The 19,617-nt window shown below is 70.8% G+C and carries 19 protein-coding genes; 7 read left to right on the top strand and 12 right to left on the bottom strand.

The window, feature by feature from the left end:
- Nucleotides 1-25: 25 nt before the first annotated feature.
- Both QQY66_RS30185 and QQY66_RS30180 read right to left on the bottom strand, forming a co-directional pair.
- The gene (locus QQY66_RS30185; protein WP_301983407.1) at nt 26-223 is read right to left on the bottom strand and encodes a DUF397 domain-containing protein; all 198 of its coding nucleotides are present in this window, start codon (nt 221-223) and stop codon (nt 26-28) included.
- Entirely contained in the window at nt 201-1,055 is an 855-nt protein-coding gene (locus tag QQY66_RS30180; RefSeq protein WP_301983406.1) for a helix-turn-helix transcriptional regulator, read from the bottom strand. The genes QQY66_RS30185 and QQY66_RS30180 overlap by 23 nt, the downstream gene beginning before the upstream one ends.
- Nucleotides 1,056-1,178: 123 nt before the next feature.
- On the opposite strand from QQY66_RS30180, the gene QQY66_RS30175 reads away from it, so the two are divergent.
- Both QQY66_RS30175 and QQY66_RS30170 read left to right on the top strand, forming a co-directional pair.
- The gene (locus QQY66_RS30175) at nt 1,179-1,385 is read left to right on the top strand and encodes a hypothetical protein (RefSeq protein ID WP_301983405.1); all 207 of its coding nucleotides are present in this window, start codon (nt 1,179-1,181) and stop codon (nt 1,383-1,385) included.
- Nucleotides 1,382-1,750, top strand: coding sequence for an ATP-binding protein (locus tag QQY66_RS30170; RefSeq protein ID WP_301983404.1), 369 nt, complete (start codon nt 1,382-1,384; stop codon nt 1,748-1,750). The genes QQY66_RS30175 and QQY66_RS30170 overlap by 4 nt, the downstream gene beginning before the upstream one ends.
- Nucleotides 1,751-1,759: 9 nt before the next feature.
- Here the strand turns inward: QQY66_RS30170 and QQY66_RS30165 are convergent, their stop codons facing one another.
- Entirely contained in the window at nt 1,760-2,122 is a 363-nt protein-coding gene (locus QQY66_RS30165; RefSeq protein ID WP_301983403.1) for a peptidase inhibitor family I36 protein, read from the bottom strand.
- Between the two features lie 157 nt (nt 2,123-2,279).
- Here QQY66_RS30165 and QQY66_RS30160 point away from each other — a divergent pair, with 157 nt between their 5' ends.
- From QQY66_RS30160 to QQY66_RS30150, 3 genes are all read left to right on the top strand, one after another.
- Nucleotides 2,280-2,663 (top strand): peptidase inhibitor family I36 protein, encoded by a 384-nt coding sequence (locus tag QQY66_RS30160; protein WP_301983402.1) that lies wholly within the window; start codon nt 2,280-2,282, stop codon nt 2,661-2,663.
- Nucleotide 2,664: 1 nt separating this feature from the next.
- A complete protein-coding gene (locus QQY66_RS30155) occupies nt 2,665-3,594 on the top strand; it encodes a hypothetical protein (RefSeq protein ID WP_301983401.1) in 930 nt (309 codons plus the stop codon).
- Between the two features lie 93 nt (nt 3,595-3,687).
- The gene (locus QQY66_RS30150) at nt 3,688-4,377 is read left to right on the top strand and encodes a peptidoglycan-binding protein (RefSeq protein WP_301983400.1); all 690 of its coding nucleotides are present in this window, start codon (nt 3,688-3,690) and stop codon (nt 4,375-4,377) included.
- A 24-nt stretch (nt 4,378-4,401) separates the two neighbouring features.
- On the opposite strand, the gene QQY66_RS30145 is transcribed toward QQY66_RS30150, so the two are convergent.
- The 3 genes from QQY66_RS30145 to purN all read right to left on the bottom strand — a co-directional run bounded on the left by QQY66_RS30145 (nt 4,402) and on the right by purN (nt 6,908).
- Nucleotides 4,402-4,647, bottom strand: coding sequence for a hypothetical protein (locus tag QQY66_RS30145; RefSeq protein WP_301983399.1), 246 nt, complete (start codon nt 4,645-4,647; stop codon nt 4,402-4,404).
- A 69-nt stretch (nt 4,648-4,716) separates the two neighbouring features.
- A complete protein-coding gene (purH, locus tag QQY66_RS30140; RefSeq protein ID WP_301983398.1) occupies nt 4,717-6,282 on the bottom strand; it encodes a bifunctional phosphoribosylaminoimidazolecarboxamide formyltransferase/IMP cyclohydrolase in 1,566 nt (521 codons plus the stop codon).
- A complete protein-coding gene (gene purN, locus QQY66_RS30135) occupies nt 6,279-6,908 on the bottom strand; it encodes a phosphoribosylglycinamide formyltransferase (RefSeq protein ID WP_301983397.1) in 630 nt (209 codons plus the stop codon). The genes purH and purN overlap by 4 nt, the downstream gene beginning before the upstream one ends.
- Nucleotides 6,909-7,233: 325 nt before the next feature.
- Between purN and QQY66_RS30130 the strand changes: the two genes are divergently transcribed.
- Nucleotides 7,234-8,043: a hypothetical protein gene (locus QQY66_RS30130; RefSeq protein WP_301983396.1), complete on the top strand. Its 810-nt coding sequence runs from the start codon at nt 7,234-7,236 to the stop codon at nt 8,041-8,043.
- Between the two features lie 195 nt (nt 8,044-8,238).
- Here QQY66_RS30130 and QQY66_RS30125 read toward each other — a convergent pair whose 3' ends face one another.
- A complete protein-coding gene (locus QQY66_RS30125; protein ID WP_301983395.1) occupies nt 8,239-9,921 on the bottom strand; it encodes a DUF6350 family protein in 1,683 nt (560 codons plus the stop codon).
- A gap of 96 nt (nt 9,922-10,017) precedes the next feature.
- On the opposite strand from QQY66_RS30125, the gene QQY66_RS30120 reads away from it, so the two are divergent.
- Complete coding sequence (locus QQY66_RS30120) at nt 10,018-11,202, top strand: helix-turn-helix domain-containing protein (protein ID WP_301983394.1); 1,185 nt, start codon at nt 10,018-10,020, stop codon at nt 11,200-11,202.
- A 149-nt stretch (nt 11,203-11,351) separates the two neighbouring features.
- On the opposite strand, the gene sucD is transcribed toward QQY66_RS30120, so the two are convergent.
- The 5 genes from sucD to QQY66_RS30095 form a co-directional block, all read right to left on the bottom strand.
- Nucleotides 11,352-12,236: a succinate--CoA ligase subunit alpha gene (gene sucD / locus QQY66_RS30115; protein ID WP_301983393.1), complete on the bottom strand. Its 885-nt coding sequence runs from the start codon at nt 12,234-12,236 to the stop codon at nt 11,352-11,354.
- Between the two features lie 23 nt (nt 12,237-12,259).
- A complete protein-coding gene (sucC, locus tag QQY66_RS30110) occupies nt 12,260-13,438 on the bottom strand; it encodes an ADP-forming succinate--CoA ligase subunit beta (RefSeq protein WP_301983392.1) in 1,179 nt (392 codons plus the stop codon).
- Nucleotides 13,439-13,965: 527 nt separating this feature from the next.
- Nucleotides 13,966-16,428 carry a hypothetical protein gene (locus tag QQY66_RS30105; RefSeq protein ID WP_301983391.1) on the bottom strand — a complete coding sequence of 821 codons (2,463 nt, stop codon included), beginning with the start codon at nt 16,426-16,428 and terminating at the stop codon, nt 13,966-13,968.
- 318 nt (nt 16,429-16,746) lie between these two features.
- The gene (locus QQY66_RS30100; RefSeq protein WP_301983390.1) at nt 16,747-17,955 is read right to left on the bottom strand and encodes a hypothetical protein; all 1,209 of its coding nucleotides are present in this window, start codon (nt 17,953-17,955) and stop codon (nt 16,747-16,749) included.
- A 223-nt stretch (nt 17,956-18,178) separates the two neighbouring features.
- Nucleotides 18,179-19,342 (bottom strand): VWA domain-containing protein, encoded by a 1,164-nt coding sequence (locus QQY66_RS30095; RefSeq protein WP_301983389.1) that lies wholly within the window; start codon nt 19,340-19,342, stop codon nt 18,179-18,181.
- Nucleotides 19,343-19,617: the final 275 nt, after the last annotated feature.

Genomic DNA, 19,617 nt, shown 5'->3' with positions numbered 1-19,617 from the left:
CCGTCCGGGACGGACGAGCATGGTGTCAGAGGGTACGGACGAAGTGGGCCCAGACGTCCGTCGGGAACACGAGGGCGGGGCCATCGGGGTTCTTGGAGTCGCGGACGGGGGTGATGCCGGGGAGGTTGTCGGCGACTTCAACGCACTCGCCAGCGGTGTCGTTGCTGTAGCTGCTCTTGTGCCAAGCGACGGAGTCCGGGTCAATCCCCTTGCTCTGCTTCATTTCTGTAGGTCCTTGCCACTTCATCCATCAAGGCCAGGGACGCCCCGGGTGACAGTGCGACGGCCCTGAGCAGATCGTATCTACGACGGTACTGCTTCACGTAGGCCGGATAGTCGACGATCTGTCCGGTGAAGTCGCCCTCGGTGTACACCAGCGGCGGGGCGTCGGCGAAGGTCATGATCTTGGCCATGCCATGACCGAGCGGGTGCCAGGGGGTCGTTTCCGGAACGATCTGAAGAACGCTCCGCGTGGACCGGATCACGTCGAGGAGGTGCTCCACCTGTTCGGCCATCACCACCGCGGGAAGCGGCGTTCTCCGGATGACCGACTCACTGAGGATCCCCCAGTAGGTGGGCCGGTCCTCGCGTTTCCACAACTCCGAGCGCTTCAACCGTGCACGGACACGCTCCTCGACCGCTTCCGGTGACGCCTCCGGATCCCCGTACGGAATTCGGCCCCGCTGATATGCCTCGGTCTGCAGAAGCCCCGGTACGGCATTGGGCGCCCACTCCTCCAGCGTCTGCGCCTGCTTCTCCAGGTCCGGGATGTCCGCGGAGTACCACGCGTGGCCCACCTGCCGCGCCCTGGCCGCGTCTTCACACCGCCGCTGGAAAAACCCGTCCGTCCCCAGCTTCTGATCCACATGCTGAGCGAGATCGACCGGCATCCGCCGCTCCCCCCGCTCGATCTGGCTCAGGAACGAGATCCCCCGGAAACTCCCCTCCGCCAACTGCTCCAGCGTCAGCCCGGCTTGCTCCCGCTGATAGCGCAACTCAGCCCCGTAGAAGCAGGGAACGCTCACCGAAGCATCAGGGTCCTTCTTCGCGGGCACAACTCACCACCGCCGTTTCCCGCTTGCCCATGCGCAGCCGAAACACCTTCCACGGTACGTGGCGTGACGCCACGCTGTGAGCGATTCGTCACAGAACGCACAGGCATCAGGAAGGCGTACGCCATGCACCCCCACGACGAAACCGAGACCTGCGTCGACCAGCTCCGCACCGCCCTGGAGGCGCACGGCATCACGCTCCCCTCCCTCGGCATCGACCTGCCGACCTTCGCGGACACGTACACGACCCCGCCCCTGGTCTCCCTCGGCAACTGCAACACCACCACCGCCCGCTCCCTGATCGCCGCCCTGCGCAAGGCGGCCGGAGAGTGACCGAACCACCGCTCGTCCTCGAACTGCTCGCCTTCCCGAAGGCCGTGCCGGAGGTCCGTCATGCCGTACGCGAACACCTGGGCGCACCCTGCCCCGAAGTCCAGCTCTGCGTCAGCGAGTTGCTCACCGACGTGATCAACCACGTCGGCGAGGGCACGCCGGTGACCGTCCGCCTGTTCCGCGCCCCGGACGGCCGTACCCGTCTGGAGGTCACCGACCTCGACCCACACGCTTGGCTCATCGCCCGCCACCCCGGCGACGACGACGAGAACGGCCGCGGCCTCCTCCTGCTCGACGCGGTCACCCGGCGCTGGGGCGTGTGGCTGTTGCCGACCGGCAAGACGGCGTGGTGCGAACTCTCCTGAAGGGCGGCGTCAAGAGCAGTTGGTCCACTGGATGTCAGCGATCGTGTCCCCGAAGTAGCTCGGGACGCGGTGGACGGCGGTACCACTTTGGATCACAAGAAGGCTGCCCGCGTAATCGCTGGAGACGGTGACGTCACAGGTGCTGTTGTTGTAGATCGACTCGACGTTGTCGATCACGTAGCCAGCGGGCAAGGGCCCGAAGAACTCTCTGGGCTGCCCGCCGAGGAAGGGCTCGCTGTAGACGCAGAACGCACCGGACGAGCAGTCACCGGCGGCGGCATGGGCGTGCGTGCCACTCGCAACGGCTCCGGCACAGGCCAGCAGCGCGCCGGCGAGCAGCGTGGCTGCCCTGGCCCGAACAGTCTTGAGCATGCGTGACTCCTCCCGTAAGGCTGATTCACCCAACTTGGCCACACCGAACGGCTGTGGGGAACCTGAAACTCTCTAGGTTTCGCTCCCCCGTCTCCGCCGCCAGAGTCACACATGAGCCGCCGGGGGAAGGCGGTCACCCACAAGGGAAGTGGATCACATGATCAGAAACAAGATCGCAGCAGTCGTCGGCGCGGCAGCGCTCGCGGGGCTGGGTATCGCGGCCACCGCCACGCCGGCGAACGCGGCGTGGAGCGACTGCTCCTCCGGCGCGCTGTGCGCGTACCTCAGCGACAACGGCGGTGGGGACCCCGGTGAGGTGTTCGGGGACAACACCAACCTGCTGCAGTTCAACAAGTTCGACAACGCGGAGTCGGTCTACAACAACGGCAACTCCTGCGACGTCCGCATCTACGACCAGACGGGCTACTCCGGGAACTCCTTCATCCTGCACCGCGCGCGCGTCGTCTCCAACCTCGACACATGGATGAACGGCAACTTCGCGGACGACGTCGCGTCCAACCGCTGGATCAACTGCAGCTGACATGAGGCGCAAACTGCTGTGGCCGGCCGCCGCAGCGCTCCTCGTGGCCGGATGCTCCACGGCATCCGGCCACGGGGCCACGGCGGACAACCAGCCCGATCCCAGGCCTCTGGGCGGCCCACTGCACTTCACGGCAGCCGAGTCCTCCGCGCTGCACCGCGCGGAGGAACAAGAAGTACAGAAGTGCATGGCCGGTCGGGGCTTCGACTACACCGTTGTGCCTGTCGGCGACGTTCAGCGGGAGGCGGCCGCAAGCCCGTACGGCCTGCTGACACGGAGCCAGGCGGCACAGGACGGCTTCGGCCTGACCGTGCAGCGGCTAAGAAAGCCGCCCACCGACCCGAACGCCCAGCGAGTGTCCGCGCTGTCCGAGAGCGACGGCCACGCATGGGAGGAGGCCCTCAAGGGGGCGCCGGACGGGCCGCGCGAAGAGATCCAGCTACAGGACGGGCCGACCATATCGGTTCCCACCGATGCCTGTGTGTCCGTCGCACGCCGGGCGCTGTACGGCACTGCCTGGGATCGGAGCTACTACACCCTGCAGAACCTCAGCATCCTGATCGTCAGGGACACGCTCGATCACGCCCTCGTGAAGGCAGCGGAGCGGAAATGGGCCGCGTGCATGAGGGATGAAGGGTTCAGCTATCAGAACCGCCAGGACCCGCTCAAGGCGGTGAAGAAGCAACTCGACTCCGTCGAATCCGACGCGGCCGTCCTGCGCACTGTCGGGAAGGAGGAGCTGAGGATCGCCGTACAAAACGCCGCGTGCCAGGCCGAGGTGGGTCTCGCCGAGCAGATCGACCGTGCCCAGAAGCAGGTGGAGGGGGAGCTTCCCGAAGCTCGTAAGTCCCTGCTGAAGGAGTTCCGGACGGCGCGGCAGACCGCGCTGAAGCGCGCGGAGGCGCGGGTCTCCGCTTCACCATCGGCATGAGCGCCCAACCGTGGAAAGTTACAGGTCACGTACGACGCCCCAGGCAGCCCCGCCCGTTCCCGCCGCATCCCGGCGCGCGCCCCCACGGAGCGCGTGGCCTCGCCCGCCCCCGGCCCGGCGTTCGGCCCGGCGACGCCTCCGGGCGGCTACGGCGAGGTCAACACCGGGAACGGCAAGGGCGAGAACGGCAAGGGACGGAAGCGGAAGAAGCCGTACCTCGCCATCGTCGCGGGCATCACCGTCTGCGCCGTGGCAGTCGGTGCCTTCCTGCTCACCCGCCCGGGACCCGCCGAAACGGCCTCCGCGTCCCCGACGACCTCCAGCAGCGCCACTCCTGACGACGCAATGACGTCCGCTCTGCCCAGCCCCTCCGCCTCGCCCTCCGGCAAGGAGAAGGACAAGGCCGAGGGCGAGGACGAGGACGAGGACAAGAACGAGGACCGGGGCGACGGCGAGAAGGGCACAGCCGGAGGGACGAGCGGCGGCGGCACCGGCGCCACTCCGACCAAGACCGCCACCGCGCCTGCCCAACCACCGTGGATCACCCAGTGCACGTACTACTCCGGCACTGAGCTGACGCAGTACGGCGACAAGAACCAGCGCGTCACACAGGTGCAGCGCATGCTGGTCAAGCGCGGTTACAGCATCGGCAGAGCGGGCGTGGACGGGCAGTTCGGCGATGACACGCTCTCCGCGGTCAAGCTGTTCCAGAGCGACAAGGGACTGGACGTCGACGGCGACGTGGGCCCCAACACCTGGGCGGTGCTGCGCAGTTCGACATGAGAAGGGACCGACATGAGAAGGGACTCAGTCCGGCTCGGATTCCCAGCGGAAGGACGCCAGGCCTAGCCGCTCCCCGTCCGTATCGCCCTCTCCGGGAACATCGTCGTCGCCCCGCCACCGGCGCATGACGTGTCCGGCGCCGGTCATTCCACCGAGCAGCAGTCCGGCCAGGCAGACGAGGCCGACGAAGAGCCCGGCGATGCCCAGGAGGCCATAGCCGGCCCAGGTGACCATGATGTCGATCGGGTTGATGCATCCGCACGCCGGCATGGTGTGATCCTGCCCGACGGGCCCGCCGGTCGTCGACAGGCGGGCCCGCTCACGTCACCGCAGTACGCCTCAGTGGAAGAAGTGCCGCGTCCCCGTGAAGTACATCGTCACGCCGGCCTTCTTCGCCGCCTCGACGACCAGCTCGTCACGGATCGAACCGCCCGGCTGCACCACGGCCTTGACGCCGGCCTCGGTGAGGATCTCCAGCCCGTCGGGGAACGGGAAGTACGCGTCGGAGGCGGCGTACGACCCCTGGGCGCGCTCGGCGCCCGCCCGCTCCACGGCCAGCTTTGCGGAGTCGACGCGGTTGACCTGGCCCATGCCGACGCCGACCGAGGCGCCGTCCTTGGCGAGGAGGATGGCGTTGGACTTGACGGCGCGGCAGGCCTTCCAGGCGAAGGCCAGTTCGGCCAGCTCCGACTCGGAGAGCGCTGCGCCGGTCGCCAGGGTCCAGTTGGCGGGGTTGTCGCCCTCGGCCTGGAAGACGTCCGTCACCTGGGCGAGGCCGCCACCGTCGATCGGGCGGAACTCGGCGGGCGGCTGCGGCATCTCGGAGCAGCGCAGCACGCGGATGTTCTTCTTCTTGGCGAGGGCTTCGAGGGCGCCCTCTTCGTAGTCCGGCGCGACGATGACCTCGGTGAAGATCTCGGCGACCTGCTCGGCCATCTCCTTCGACACCGGGCGGTTGACGGCGATCACACCGCCGTACGCGGACCCCGGGTCACAGGCATGGGCCTTGCGGTGCGCCTCGGCGACGTCCGCGCCGATCGCGATGCCGCAGGGATTGGCGTGCTTGATGATCGCGACACAGGGCTCGTCGTGGTCGTACGCGGCACGGCGGGCGGCGTCCGTGTCCGTGTAGTTGTTGTACGACATCTCCTTGCCGTGCAGCTGCTCGGCCTCGGCCAGGCCGCCGCAGCCGCCGGTGTAGAGGGCGGCCGGCTGGTGCGGGTTCTCGCCGTACCGCAGCACCTGCTTGCGCTCGTACGTCACCCCGAGGAAGCTCGGGAACTCCTCGCCGTCACCGGCGTACTCCCCGAGGAACCAGCCGGCGACCGCCACGTCGTACTCGGCCGTGTGCCGGAACGCCTCAGCGGCCAGCCGCTTGCGGGCTGCGAGGTCGAAGCCGCCGTCGCGGACCGCGGTGAGGACATCGGCGTACCGCACGGGGCTGGTGACGACCGCCACGGACGGGTGGTTCTTGGCGGCGGCGCGCACCATGGAGGGCCCGCCGATGTCGATCTGCTCGACGCACTCGTCGGGGGAGGCCCCGGAGGCTACGGTTTCGCTGAAGGGGTAGAGGTTGACGACGACGAGGTCGAACGGCGCCACACCCAGCTCGTCGAGCTGCTGCCGGTGGCTGTCCAGGCGCAGGTCGGCGAGGATGCCCGCGTGGACCTTGGGGTGCAGGGTCTTGACGCGGCCGTCCAGGCACTCGGGGAAGCCGGTGAGCTCCTCGACCTTGGTGACGGGGACGCCGGCGGCGGCGATGCGGGAGGCGGTGGAGCCGGTGGAGACGAGCTCGACGCCTGCCTCGTGCAGACCGCGCGCGAGGTCTTCCAGACCCGTCTTGTCGTAGACGCTGACGAGCGCCCGTCGAATGGCCCGCTTGTTGCTCTCGGCGGTGGCGGTCACTGGATAACTACCTTTCGTCCCTCAATGCGATAGCCGTTGCGGGCGAGCCGCCCCACGACCTCGACGAGCAGTCTTCGCTCGACTTCCTTGATGCGCTCGTGCAGAGCGCTCTCGTCGTCCTCGTCCCGGACCTCGACCACGCCCTGAGCGATGATCGGCCCGGTGTCGACGCCGTCGTCGACGAAGTGGACGGTGCAGCCGGTGACCTTGGCGCCGTACGCGAGGGTGTCGCGGACGCCGTGGGCGCCGGGGAAACTGGGGAGCAGGGCGGGGTGCGTGTTGACGATCCGCCCGCCGAAGCGCGCGAGGAATTCCTTCCCCAGGATCTTCATGAACCCCGCCGACACGACGAGGTCGGGCTCGTACGCGGCCACGGCCTCGGTGAGCGCCGCGTCCCACTCCTCACGGGTCCCGTAGTCCTTGACCTTGCGCACAAAGGTCGCCAGCCCGGCACGCTCGGCCCGCGCCAGCCCCTCGATGCCCTCGCGGTCGGCCCCCACGGCGACGATCTCGGCGCCGTACGCCTCGGTGCCGGTCCCGGCGATGGCGTCGAGCAGCGCCTGCAGATTCGTACCGGATCCGGAGACCAGCACGACAAGGCGCTTGGCCACGGGCTTGGCGGCCACGGTGGGGCCCTTTCTCGGGGGAGCGTTTTCCGTACGGCCGGTGGTATGCACGTCAGTGGTTATGTACGTTCATACGAATGCTTCGCGCCCTCGGATACGGGGAAGTCTACGAAGCGGCCGACCGTCAGCAACGATACCGGCACACCGGGCGGCCCCCATGGGACGGGGGCATGGCCGGAAGGTAGCGTCTGCGAGGAGCGGACCGGGGAACGCGGGCGGTTGGTGGTGCGTTTTACGGAGGGACCGCTCACGCCGGACCCGTTCAGCAGTTGTCAGCACGTCGTTGTCAGCACGTCGTTATCACCAAGGGGAAGACGCTCACTTGATGCCGGACCGCAGCCTGCGACTCCTCACGCTCCCCCAGCAGTCGGTGCAGGGAGGGGAGCGCAGCGCCGTGCTGGTTCTGCGGGAGCGCCCCGCCTCGCCGCCCGACGCGCCCTCGGACCAGCCGAACGGCGAAGGGCAGGGCGGCACGCCGGGTGAGGACAACCCGTTCGCACCGCCGCCGGAGGGCACGCCGGACCGCCCGTGGCAGCCGCGGCGCCCGTCGGGCGAGGACTCCTCGGGAGACAGTGACCGTGAGGGCGACTCGCGCTCTCCGTGGGGCAGCCAGTGGAGCGACCGCCAGCCCGGCCGCTCCTCGGGCGGCTTCGGCGACCGTCCGGGCGGCCGGGGCGATCAGGGCAGCGGCCCGGAAGGCGGCCCCGGCGGCAGCGGCCCCGGCACGAACCTCCGCTGGGACCCGGCGGACCCGGCCCAGCGCCGCGCGCGGTACTCCCTGCTCTCCGGCATGTGGGCCTTCTTCTTCGCCCTCTTCAGCTGGCCGTACGTCGCGCTGCTGCTGGGCGCCCTCTCCCTGTACTGGGGCATCACCGCTCTGCGGGCCAAGCCCCGCACCGCCGACCCGGACACCCCGGCCCCCACGAGCAACGCCCGCCCCCAGACCACAGCCGCGGTATCCGGCCTCGTCACCGCCTCCCTCGCCATCGCCCTCGTCGCCGCGACCTTCACCGCCCAGCTCGTCTACCGCGACTACTACACCTGCGTCAGCGACTCCCTCACCAACGAAGCGAAGCAGTCCTGCAGCCAACTCCTGCCGGAGGAGCTGCGGGGCGTCCTGGGCACGGAAGACTGAGAAGACTGAGGTCCGCACCGGTGACAACTGGCCGGTCGCCGGATCAAAGGGACGGCTGAGGGCGCTCGCTTCCCGGCGCCGGACCGCACCCTCCAGCCCGTCCGGCGTTTGAGGACAAGGCCCGTTCAGGGCCGAAGCGGGGGTCTGGGGGCGCAGCCCTCAGGGATGGGACGGGTAGGGGCGGCGGGGGCGAGTTCAGGCTTCCGGTGACTGTGCGGGCGGGGCCACCTTCCCCAGCTCCACATGCTCCACATGCTCCACATGGCCCTCGTCATCGTCCGACGCCGGCTGCGGATCGACGTCGGCGGGCAGCAGGTCGTACGCCTCCGAGTCATCGTCCGATTCAAGGGGCTCACACAGAACACCCGGCGTGACATCCGCCGCGCTCTCCACCTCCCGACTCCCCCGGCTCCCCCGCCGCCCCCACCCCTCCCGGCACCGCCACCCCCGCACCCCCACCGCCACCACAACCGCCACCCCCACGATCCACCCCAGCGCCGCACCACCGGCCTGCCACCACACCGGCCCGAACCGTGCCAGCGCCGCCCCGCCGAGCGGCCCACCCGACAACGCGGCAAGGACAGCGACCAGCCCCGCGCACAGCACAGCCGCCCACCCGGCCGTCCCGGCGGTCCGTCGCCACGACCAGGCACCGCTCCCGCCGTCACCGGCCCCCACCCCCGCGGCACCCCGGGACCCCGCTCCCGTCGCCCGTACCGACCCCACCCCTGCCGTACCTCCGGCTCCCACCCCCGACGCACCCTCGGCCCCCACCCCGCCCCGTCCCCCAGCAGCCGCCCCACCCACAAACCAGCCCACCGTCACCGCGGCCACCACCGGCACCACCCCCGCCGCCCAGTTCAGCGGCGTTCCGGCCCCCGCGTCCGGTACCGCCGCCAGCAGCGGGAACGGCGGCAGGAGCGGGGCGGGAGCCGAGGACAGGGGGGACACGACGTGGCCGACGCCCAGGGTGAAGCCGGGGCCGAGGGCGTACGACGCTCCCCACACGGCCGCGTTCGGGACGAGCGCCATGCAGAGCAACAGCACCGCGAACTGCCCGGACCCCCCTTCCGTCAGCTGCAGAAAGGACCTCCTGGCCGCCTCGCCGTGCCAGACCAGCGACACCGTCAGCAGCAGCGCCCCACCTCCGACCAGCACGGCCGCCCCGGCGCCCGCGGCGCGCGCGGCGGCGAAGAGACGGGCCGGGAAATCCGGCACGAGGAGAAGACGCCGTACCCGCCGCCGTACCCACGGCGGCAGATGGTTCAGCACGCTGTAGACCGGCTCGCCCGTGCGCCCGTACGCCGTCCAGACCCCCGCCCCCGCCGCCACCGTCGCGACCACCGGCACACACACGCACACCCACACCCACGACGGCCGCAACGCACCCCCCGAGGCATACAGAGCCGCCGCCGCACCGACTCCGAGATAGCCGAGGACCACGCCCACCAACGCCACCACCGGCCCCGGCCCCGGGCCTTCACCGCTGCCGCGCCCGTCCACCTCACGCTCGTCCGCCGCGGCGTCCCGCGCCGCCCGGTGCAGCAGCAGCACCGGCAGCACGAGCAGCATCAGCGGGGTGACACCGACCGGCGCGGGGCCGCCGGAGAGCGAGTCGGTGCGGACCAGGTCGGCACCGTGCGCCAGCAGCCACAGCGCCGCGGCGACATGCAGCGCCCCGCCCGGCCCGCTGTCGGGATACGGCGAACTGATCCACAGCACCAACACCAGCACGGCGAACGACCCGAGCCCCACCGCCGCCGCGAGCGCACCGGCCAGCAGGCTCGCGGTCAGCCCGGGCGAACGGTCGCGCAACCGGGTGAGCAGCAACGACAACGACGAACGGCGGCGAACGGTCATCTGGGTCACGCCCGCCATGGTCCCAACGACACGCGCTTTCCCGTCGTAACAGGCAAACCACCGATGTGTCGCTCAATATATGTTTATGTACTTTTTCGTACGAAAGGGCGAGCCGTGAAGCAGAGCCCTTCGACCCCGCTCCCCCGGCCCGCCGAACGCCGACGCCTGCGCGAGGCCCAGTCGTTGACGCAGGCTCAGGTCGCGGCGCGGATGGGCGTCAGCCGGGAAACGGTCCGTTCGTGGGAGACCGGCCGGACGACTCCGCGCGGCCGGAAACGAGAGGCCTACGCGAAGCTGCTGGCCGAACTCCCGACCGAGAAGAACGAGCAGGACGGGAAAAACGAGAAAGACGAGAAGGACGAGAAGGACGAGAAGAAGGTGACGGCGGGTCAAGACCCCGCTCCCGTGGCCACCGACCCCACCGACCCCACCGACACTCCCGTACGAACCGCCGCACCCCCACGGCTCACACCGCAACCGGCGATCGACCTGCGGTCCGACGCCCTGACGCCCGCTCAGGCCTTCGACGCGCTGTACGCGTTCTGCGCACCCGCCCTCGTCCGGCAGACCTATCTGCTCACGGGGCGCCGCGAACTCGCCCGCGAGTCGGTCGAGCGGGCCTTCCAACTCGCCTGGCAGAGCTGGCCGGAGGTGGCGCTCGACCGCGATCCGGCGGGCTGGGTTCGGGCGACGGCGTACGAGTGCGCCCTCTCCCCCTGGCACCGCCTCCGCCCGCGCTACCGGCACCCCGAACCGCCCCCCGCCGACGCCACCGACCGCGCGCTGATGGACGTACTCCTGAAACTCCCGCCACCGCACCGCCGCACGCTCCTGCTGTACGACGGTGTAGGCCTCGATCTGCCGGACACGGCGGCGGAGACGGAAGCGAGCACTCCGGCGACGGCGAACCGTCTGCTGCACGCGCGCGCGGCGATCGCCGAACGGCTGCCGGAGCTGTCCGACCCGGCCGAACTCCACCGCCGGCTCGCCACCCTCGCCTCCACCGAACGCCTCCGCGCCGCCAAACCCCTCACGGTCCGCCACGGCAGCGAACGCCGCGCCCGCTTCTGGACCCGCGCCGCCATCGCCTTCACCGTCGCCCTGATCGGCACAACAGCCCTCACCCTCCGCTCGGCCCCGACCCAGTACGAGCCACCGGTGGCACCCGGCAGCGACGTACGCGGCGTCCCGAAGCGAGTCGCCCCGGGCCCCTTGTCGGAGGCGGAGTCGGAACTACGCGAGAAACTCCGGGAGGAAACGGCGAGGGGCCCGCAGAGACTGCTACCGACGCTGCCCTGACTGCCGCCGTAGCTGCGGGCATTCGTGCCGCCTAGGGCGGCTCCCGTCCCAAAGAAAGGCGCGGCACCCCGCAAGCGCGGGCGAGCGAAACGCCGGTGGCCCGCCCCCACGCAGGGGAACGGGCCACCAACGCTCAGCCAAGAAACCGTTCAGCCGGCAAGAAGCTCCCGCGCCAGCTTCGCCGTCTCGGTAGGCGTCTTGCCCACCTTGACGCCCGCAGCCTCCAGCGCCTCCTTCTTCGCAGCGGCCGTACCGGACGAACCGGACACGATCGCACCCGCGTGACCCATGGTCTTGCCCTCGGGCGCGGTGAAGCCCGCGACATAGCCGACGACCGGCTTGGTCACGTTCTCCTTGATGAAGGCCGCGGCCCGCTCCTCGGCGTCGCCACCGATCTCACCGATCATCACGATCAGATCGGTGTCGGGGTCGGCTTCGAACGCGGCGAGCGCGTCGATGTGGGTCGTACCGATGACCGGGTCGCCACCGATGCCGACGGCGGAGGAGAAGCCGATGTCCCGCAGCTCGTACATCATCTGGTACGTCAGCGTGCCGGACTTCGAGACCAGACCGATACGGCCCGGCTTGGTGATGTCGCCCGGGATGATGCCGGCGTTGGACTGGCCCGGGGTGATGAGACCGGGGCAGTTCGGGCCGATGATCCGGGTCTTGTTGCCCTGCGACACGGCGTACGCGTAGAACGCGGCCGAGTCGTGGACGGCGATGCCCTCGGTGATGACGACCGCGAGCGGGATCTCGGCGTCGATCGCCTCGACGACCGCGGCCTTGGCGAAGGCCGGCGGCACGAAGAGGACGGATACGTTCGCGCCCGTCTTCTCGATCGCCTCGGCGACCGTGCCGAAGACCGGGATCTCGTTGCCGTCGATGTCGACGCTGGTGCCCGCCTTACGCGGGTTCACGCCACCGACGATGTTCGTGCCGTCGGCCAGCATGAGCTTGGTGTGCTTCATGCCCGTGGCACCGGTCATGCCCTGGACGATGACCTTGCTGTCCTTGTTGAGGAAGATAGCCATGGTGGTCTGAGTCCCTCGATCCCTTACTTCGCAGCCGCGAGCTCGGCGGCCTTGTCGGCCGCGCCGTCCATGGTGTCCACGCGCTGGACCAGCGGGTGGTTGGCGTCCGACAGGATCTGACGACCCAGCTCGGCGTTGTTGCCGTCGAGGCGGACGACGAGCGGCTTGGTGACGTCCTCGCCCTTGGACTTCAGGAGCTCCAGGGCCTGGACGATGCCGTTGGCGACCTCGTCACAGGCAGTGATGCCGCCGAAGACGTTGACGAAGACGGACTTGACGTCCGGGTCGCCCAGGATGATCTCCAGGCCGTTCGCCATGACCTGCGCGGAGGCGCCGCCGCCGATGTCGAGGAAGTTGGCGGGCTTGACGCCACCGTGCGCTTCACCGGCGTACGCGACCACGTCGAGGGTGCTCATGACGAGCCCCGCGCCGTTGCCGATGATGCCGACCTCGCCGTCGAGCTTGACGTAGTTGAGGTTCTTCTCCTTGGCCGCGGCCTCCAGCGGGTTCGCCGAGTCCTTGTCCTGGAGGGCCTCGTGCTCCGGCTGACGGAACTCGGCGTTCTCGTCCAGGGAGACCTTGCCGTCCAGGGCGATGACGTCGCCGGAGGCGACCTTCGCCAGCGGGTTGACCTCGACCAGGAGGGCGTCCTCCTTGATGAAGGTGTCCCACAGGGTGACGAGGATGTCGGCGACCTTGCCGGCGACGTCGGCCGGGAACTTCGCGGCCTCGACGATCTCGCGGGCCTTCTGAGGGGTCACACCCTCGTTGGCGTCGATCGGCGTCTTGGCGACGGCCTCCGGACGGTTGGCCGCCACCTCCTCGATCTCCACGCCGCCCTCGACGGAGGCGATGGAGAGGAAGGTGCGGTTGGCACGGTCCAGGAGGAAGGAGACGTAGTACTCCTCCACGATCTCCGGAGCCGTCTCGGCGATCATCACCTTGTGGACCGTGTGGCCCTTGATGTCCATGCCGAGGATGTCCGTCGCGCGGGCGACGGCCTCGTCCGGGGTCGCGGCGAGCTTCACGCCGCCGGCCTTGCCACGGCCACCGACCTTCACCTGAGCCTTGACGACGGACTTGCCACCCAGGCGCTCAGTGGCTGCGCGGGCCGCCTCAGGCGTGTCGATGACTTCACCGGCCAGCACCGGTACATCGTGCTTGGCGAAGAGGTCCCTCGCCTGGTACTCGAACAGGTCCACGCGCTTCCGTCCCTATCAGTGATCTCGCGGTTCGTTGGATGCGTGGGCGTGCCGCGAGGGCAACGTGACGACCGCATGTTCCGCATGTGTCACAAGGGGTGCGCACACGGTGTCCGAGCGCGCGGCATGTCCGTCTCGCAGGTTATCGCCGCCGGACGGGGGTCTCTAAATCAGGGGTCACACCTGAGCGGTGATACCTGTCACATGATGCCGCGATCACTGGCACGGCGTGCCGCAGGTGAAAGGCCTCACCGGGCTGGGGTTGACCCGGTGAGGCCTCTTGAACAGCCCCATCAGGGGCGCAACAGCGCCTCTTCAGGGTGCTGGGCCGGTTGATCCCCACCCCAATGGGGATCAACCGCCCGTCCGCGGGGTGCCGACCGGACGGTCCGACGGCTTTCGGCCGTCCGGGTCCATCGCCGCCGCGGAGCCGGTCGTCCACCACCGCGCCTGCGCCGTGGTGGTGAGATGCGCCGGTTGACGGTTCCGCCGGGGCCCGTCGTACGGCGTCGGTGGCGGGCCTGCGGTCAGACGCTGTACGGGGTGCCGTACTGCGCGCCGGAGGCGTAGCCGGTGACGTCCTGCGTGTAGCCCTGGACGTTCCGCACGTAGGCCGGAGTGGCCGATTCGGCGACGCCTTCGACGCCGGTCACGGCGTGCTCGGCGAGCGGGCCCCCGGTGGCCTGGCCGGTCCCGGTCAGCTCCTGCGCGAAGGGCGCGGCCTGCCCGGCAACACCGTGGACGAAGGGGTCGACCTCACCGACGACGCCACCCGCGAAGGGCCGCACCTCACCGGTGACGCCGTACGCCAGCTCCGTGGCGCTCCCGCCGACGCCCTGCACGACCGGGCGAACCGTTTCCACAACCGTCTCGACCACCGGCTGCACCGCCCCGGCGACCCCGTACGCGAACGGCGGCACCTGCCCGGCCACGCCCTCGGCGAAGGGCATGGCCTGCCCGGCGACACCGTGGACGAAGGGGTCGACCTCACCGACGACACCGCCCGCGAAGGGCCGCACCTCACCGGTGACGCCGTACGCCAGCGCACCGGCGTCCCCGACGGCCTGCTGCGCGACCGGGACCACGCCGTTCACAGTGGTGTTGCCGACGGGCGGCAGGACGGCGTGCGTGGTGTCGTGGGCGACCTGGCCGACCAGGCCGGTGGCGTACGGCGGTACGTCCGCGACCACCCCGCCGACGACCGGCTGCATCCCGGCCACGGCGCCGCCGGCGATGCCCTGCCCATCGGCGACCGCCCCGGTGGCAACCGGCGGGACACCCTGCACGACGCCACCCGCGACGGGCCGGACATCCGCGACGACTCCGTACGCCAGCGCGCTCGCGGCGTCGACGGCGTGCCCGGCGGTGGACCCGACCCCGGCGACCGTCTGCCCGGCGACCGGCGTCACCCCGTCCACGGCGTGGGTGGCGGCGGGCGCGACCCCGCCGACGGCACCCTCGGCGACCGGCACGACACCGCCCACGGTCTGCTCCGCGACCGGGACCACACCGTGCACGGCGTGGCCGGCGACGGGCGGCACGGCCGCGACGACGGTCTCCTCGACGACCGGCGTGACCACCCCCGGCACACCGCTGACAGTCCCGACGACGTGCTGCTTCACCCCACCGACCGTGCCGGTGAGGTGACCGGGGACGGCGGAGACGGAAGCCTCGGCGGCGCTGCTGACAGCGGTGGCCCGCGAGGTGGCCGTGGCGAGGACGGGCGCGGTGCGGGCACCGGCTCCGGTGACGGTGGCCTGCGCTGTGCCGGTGGCGGCGGACGCCAGGTGGGCCGCGTGGCCCTCGACGCCGGTGACAGCGGACGCCAGGTGGGCCGCGTGGCCGTCGACGCCGGTGGCGGCGGACGCCACGTGGCCCGCGTGGCCCTCGACGCCGGTGAACGTGGAGTGAGCCGTTCCGGCGACCGTGGCTGCCGTACCGGCGACACGGCCCTGGACCCCGGCGACCGTGGTCTGCGCGGTGCCGGTAGCGGCGGACGCCACGTGGGCCGCCTGGCCCTCGACGCCGGTGAACGTGGAGTGAGCCGTTCCGGCGACCGTGGCTGCCGTACCGGCAGCACGGCCCTGGACCCCGGCGACCGTGGACTGCGCGGTGCCGGTAGCGGCGGACGCCACGTGGGCCGCCTGGCCCTCGACGCCGGTGAACGTGGAGTGAGCCGTTCCGGTAACCGTGGCTGCCGTACCGGCAGCACGGCCCTGGACCCCGGCGACCGTGGACTGCGCGGTGCCGGTCACACCCGCTGCCGTGCGGCCCGCGCCCGCGACCACGTGCTGGGCCTTGGTGCGTACGACGCCGTCGATGCCCTGGGCCTGGGCGCGGGCGGCCGACTGGGTGCCCTGGAGCTTCGTCTGGGCGGCGGCCAGGGCCTTCTCCAGCTCGGGGGCGAAGGCGGAGAGGGGGCCGAAGAGGTAGTCGATGCCGCCCCTCGGTGCGGTGCGAGCGTCGGAGACGGAGGCGTGGACCGTGGCCGAGGTGTCCTCGGCGGTGGCGCGGACCGTGCCCGCGGCGTCCGCTGCCGTGACCTTGGCCTCGGCCTGCGCGGCGCGCGCGGCCTTGGCGCCCTGGATCGCCTGGGCGCCCCTCACCTTGGACGCCTTCGGAGCGGTCACCTGTGCGTCGACATACCGGCGAGCCTGCTCGGTGGCGCCGGCGGTGGTCGTACGGGCGGCCTTGTCGGCGGTGGCGCCGGTGGCCTGGGTGGTCGACGTCGCCTGGGTGGTGGTGTCCCCGGCGGCGCCGGAGACGGTGTCCGTCACGCCGGTGACGACGCCGTCGACCGTGTCGGTGACGTTCCCGAGCGTGTCAGTGAGGGCGGTGGTCACGTCGGACGTGACGTCGTCGGTCGTCGCGTCAGGCGTGGTGACGGACGCTGCGGGCAACTCGTCCGCGCTGGCCACGGAGGAACCTAGCGCCCAGGCGCCGGTGACACCGGCGGCTATGACGATGGAGCGGCGGATGTTCTTGTTCATACGTGCGTCAGATCCTTAGATCCTTGAGGGCTCGAACGACCCTGGGGAGCCCCGAAGCCCTTGGAACTCAAGGCACTTCGGGAGGCTGGGGACATGACCGTCGCCGCCGCACCCGCTCGCGTCCGTCGGTCCGCCATTCCGTCCGTCCGGCACGGTCCGGGGAGAGTGAACCGGTGGACGCGGATGTGGATCCGGATGCGATGACAGGTGCCGATACGGCTCCGGCGGCTTCCGCCCGGAGATCGGAGGGGTGTCCGGACGGGAGGGCAGACCTGGTCCGCCCCCGCGCGGCAGGTCTACGGCGGGGGGAGGCCTGCCTTATGCCGGGGAGACGGGAATGTCCGGGTGCCTGTCCCGGGTCTCGCCCGCGTCATGACGAGCGGCGGCACCGGCCATCAGCCTCAGCGGCGCCCGGTGGTGCAGCGCGACGGCATGCGCATCGCCGTGCCGCGAGGCGCCGTTGTCGGCCGCCGAACGGTTGCCCAGCGCACCACCCGGATCACCCCCGGGAGCCTGCTGGTCAGGCGCGTACTCGGTGGGCTGGACACGATGCCCGACGGCATGCGTCGCATCGCCGGCCGGCGTCACGTCGGCGACGAACATCGGGCCGTACATCACGGCCGCTGCCCCGTCCGTACGTTGCTCGGAGGCGCCGTCACCCATCGCCTTGCCGTCCACGCCCGCGTCCGGCGCCGGCTGCGGTGTCGACGTGACCGGTGCGGGGAGCGACTGCCCCGGAAGCACCGGCAGAAGGGGCAGTTCGGGCAGCCCAGGCAGCAGGGCACCCGGGAATTCCGGCAGCACCGGCGACTCGGGCGTCACCGGCAGGGACGGCGGCAACGACAGCGGCGGTATGTTCCACCGCGCCTCGGCCAGCCCCTCGGTCACACCCCCCACCAGATCGCCGACCGGCCGCACGACCCGCTCGTCCACGGATCCGACGACCTCCTCGGTCACGGGCCTGACGACCCGTTCGGTGACCGGCGCGACGACATCCTCGGTCACCGGCCGGAGTATGCGATCGGCGGGCCTGGGGGTGCGCGGCTGAGGGAGTGCCTTGTCGGCCTGGGGGCGCTGGGGAACGGTGACTTCGGGGGAGTCGGCCTCGGAGGAGTTGACCTCAGGGGAGTTGGCCTCGGAGGAGTTAACCTCAGGGGAGTTGGCCTCGGAGGGGTTGGGCTCGGGGGAGGCCGACTTGGAGGAGTCCGCTTCGAAGGAGTCCGCGTCGGAGCCTACGGCCTCTATGGCATCACCAGCCGGCTCGTCCGCACGCTCGGCCGACGGACTCCCCAACCGCCCGGCCGTAGCCCGCGTCGCCGCCAGGACTCCGCCCCCCGGCTCCGTTTGCCGCACGGCTTCGGCCGAGGTCGTCGAAGTCACCCCGTCCGTCGCGTGCGCCTGCTCCCCGTAGAGCAGTCCGAGCGCGAACAACCCACACACCAGCAGCGCCAGTTGCAGCGCACGCCGCCCGGCCGCTGTGCGCATGACACGCAGAGCGGCACCGGACAGGGCTGCTGAGAAGGTCAAGAGGGGGTGGGTCCTCCCGTGCGGCGGAACGAGCGACAAGTCGGCGCGACGCATGCGGGCAAGCGGGGCGCGGCGCACCGCTGACAAGGCCTCGATCCTTGCACGCGCCTCCCGAGGTTACGCAAGCCCCCTCGACACCGATGGGTACACATGTCCCATTTGCTGGCCGAAGTCGGTCGACAAATCGTCAGCGAACCGACTTCGCCCCCCTTCCCTCCCGTCGTCATGCGCTGTCCGGAACCGGCAACGGCCGCTTCTCGATCGCTGCAGCCATCACCTCGGGGAACAGATCCGGCGTGCACGCGAAGGCGGGCGCGCCCAGCGCCGCGAGTGCGGCCGCGTGCTCCCGGTCATACGCGGGCGCCCCCTCGTCCGACAGCGCGAGAAGCGTCACGAACTGCACCCCCGACCCCTTCATCGCCGCGACCCGCTTGAGCATCTCGTTCCGTATGCCTCCCTCGTACAGGTCGCTGATCAGCACGACCACCGTCTCCGCGGGCCGGGTGATCTGCGACTGGCAGTACGCGAGCGCCCGGTTGATGTCGGTACCGCCGCCGAGTTGCGTGCCGAAGAGCACATCGACCGGATCGTCGAGCTGGTCCGTGAGGTCGACGACGGCCGTGTCGAAGACGACGAGCCGCGTACTGATCGACCGCATCGACGCCAGCACCGCCCCGAACACCGACGCGTAGACGACCGAGGCCGCCATCGACCCCGACTGGTCGATGCAGAGGATGACCTCCTTCTTCACTGACTGGGAGGCACGCCCGTATCCGATGAGCCGCTCGGGCACGATCGTCCGGTACTCGGGCAGGTAGTGCTTGAGGTTGGCCGCGATCGTGCGGTTCCAGTCGATGTCATGGTGGCGGGGTCGGTTGACGCGTGCGCTGCGGTCGAGGGCGCCGGTGAGCGTGGCCCGGGTGCGGCTGGCGAGCCGCTTCTCGAGATCCTCGACGACCTTGCGCACGACCGCCCGTGCCGTCTCCTTCGTGGTCTCCGGCATCGCCTTGTTCAGCGAGAGCAGCGTGCCGACGAGATGCACGTCCGCGTCCACCGCCTCCAGCATCTCCGGCTCGAGCAGCAACGTGGCGAGGCCGAGCCGGTCGATGGCGTCACGCTGCATCACCTGCACGACGGAGGAGGGGAAGTACGTCCGGATGTCCCCGAGCCAGCGCGCCACGGACGGTGCCGACGCACCCAGGCCCGCCGAACGGTCCCGCCCCGTCCGCGGTTTGTCCCCCTGCCCATAGAGCGCGGAGAGCGCCCCGTCCATCGCGGCGTCCTGCCCGGCCAGCGTGCATCCGGTGCCGTCGGCCGCGTCGCCCCCGAGCACCAGCCGCCACCGCCGCAACCGCTCCTGCGCCGGGTCCATCGCCTCGGTCGTCATACGCCCACCCCCGTGAGAGCCCGCCCCGCCACAGGCCGCCCCGTCACAGGCCGCTGTCCCACCGCAGGCAGTCCCGTCGCAGGCAGTCCCGTCACAGGCCGCTGTCCCGCCGCAGGCCGTCCCGTCCCGGGCCGCGCCCAGAGCGGCATCACCCGCACGGTCGTCCTCGGACCGTCCGCCACCAGGAGCGCTTGCCCACCACCCGTACCCATGACCGCGTTCACCGCTTCGGCCCGCCCCCTCGGCTCCCTCGGCTCCCTCAGCTCGCTCAACCG

It is taken from the genome of Streptomyces sp. DG2A-72, assembly GCF_030499575.1.
Taxonomy (GTDB): Bacteria; Actinomycetota; Actinomycetes; order Streptomycetales; family Streptomycetaceae; genus Streptomyces.
The sequence above is the reverse complement of the archived record's forward strand: the minus strand, read 5'-3'. Positions and strand labels throughout refer to the sequence as shown.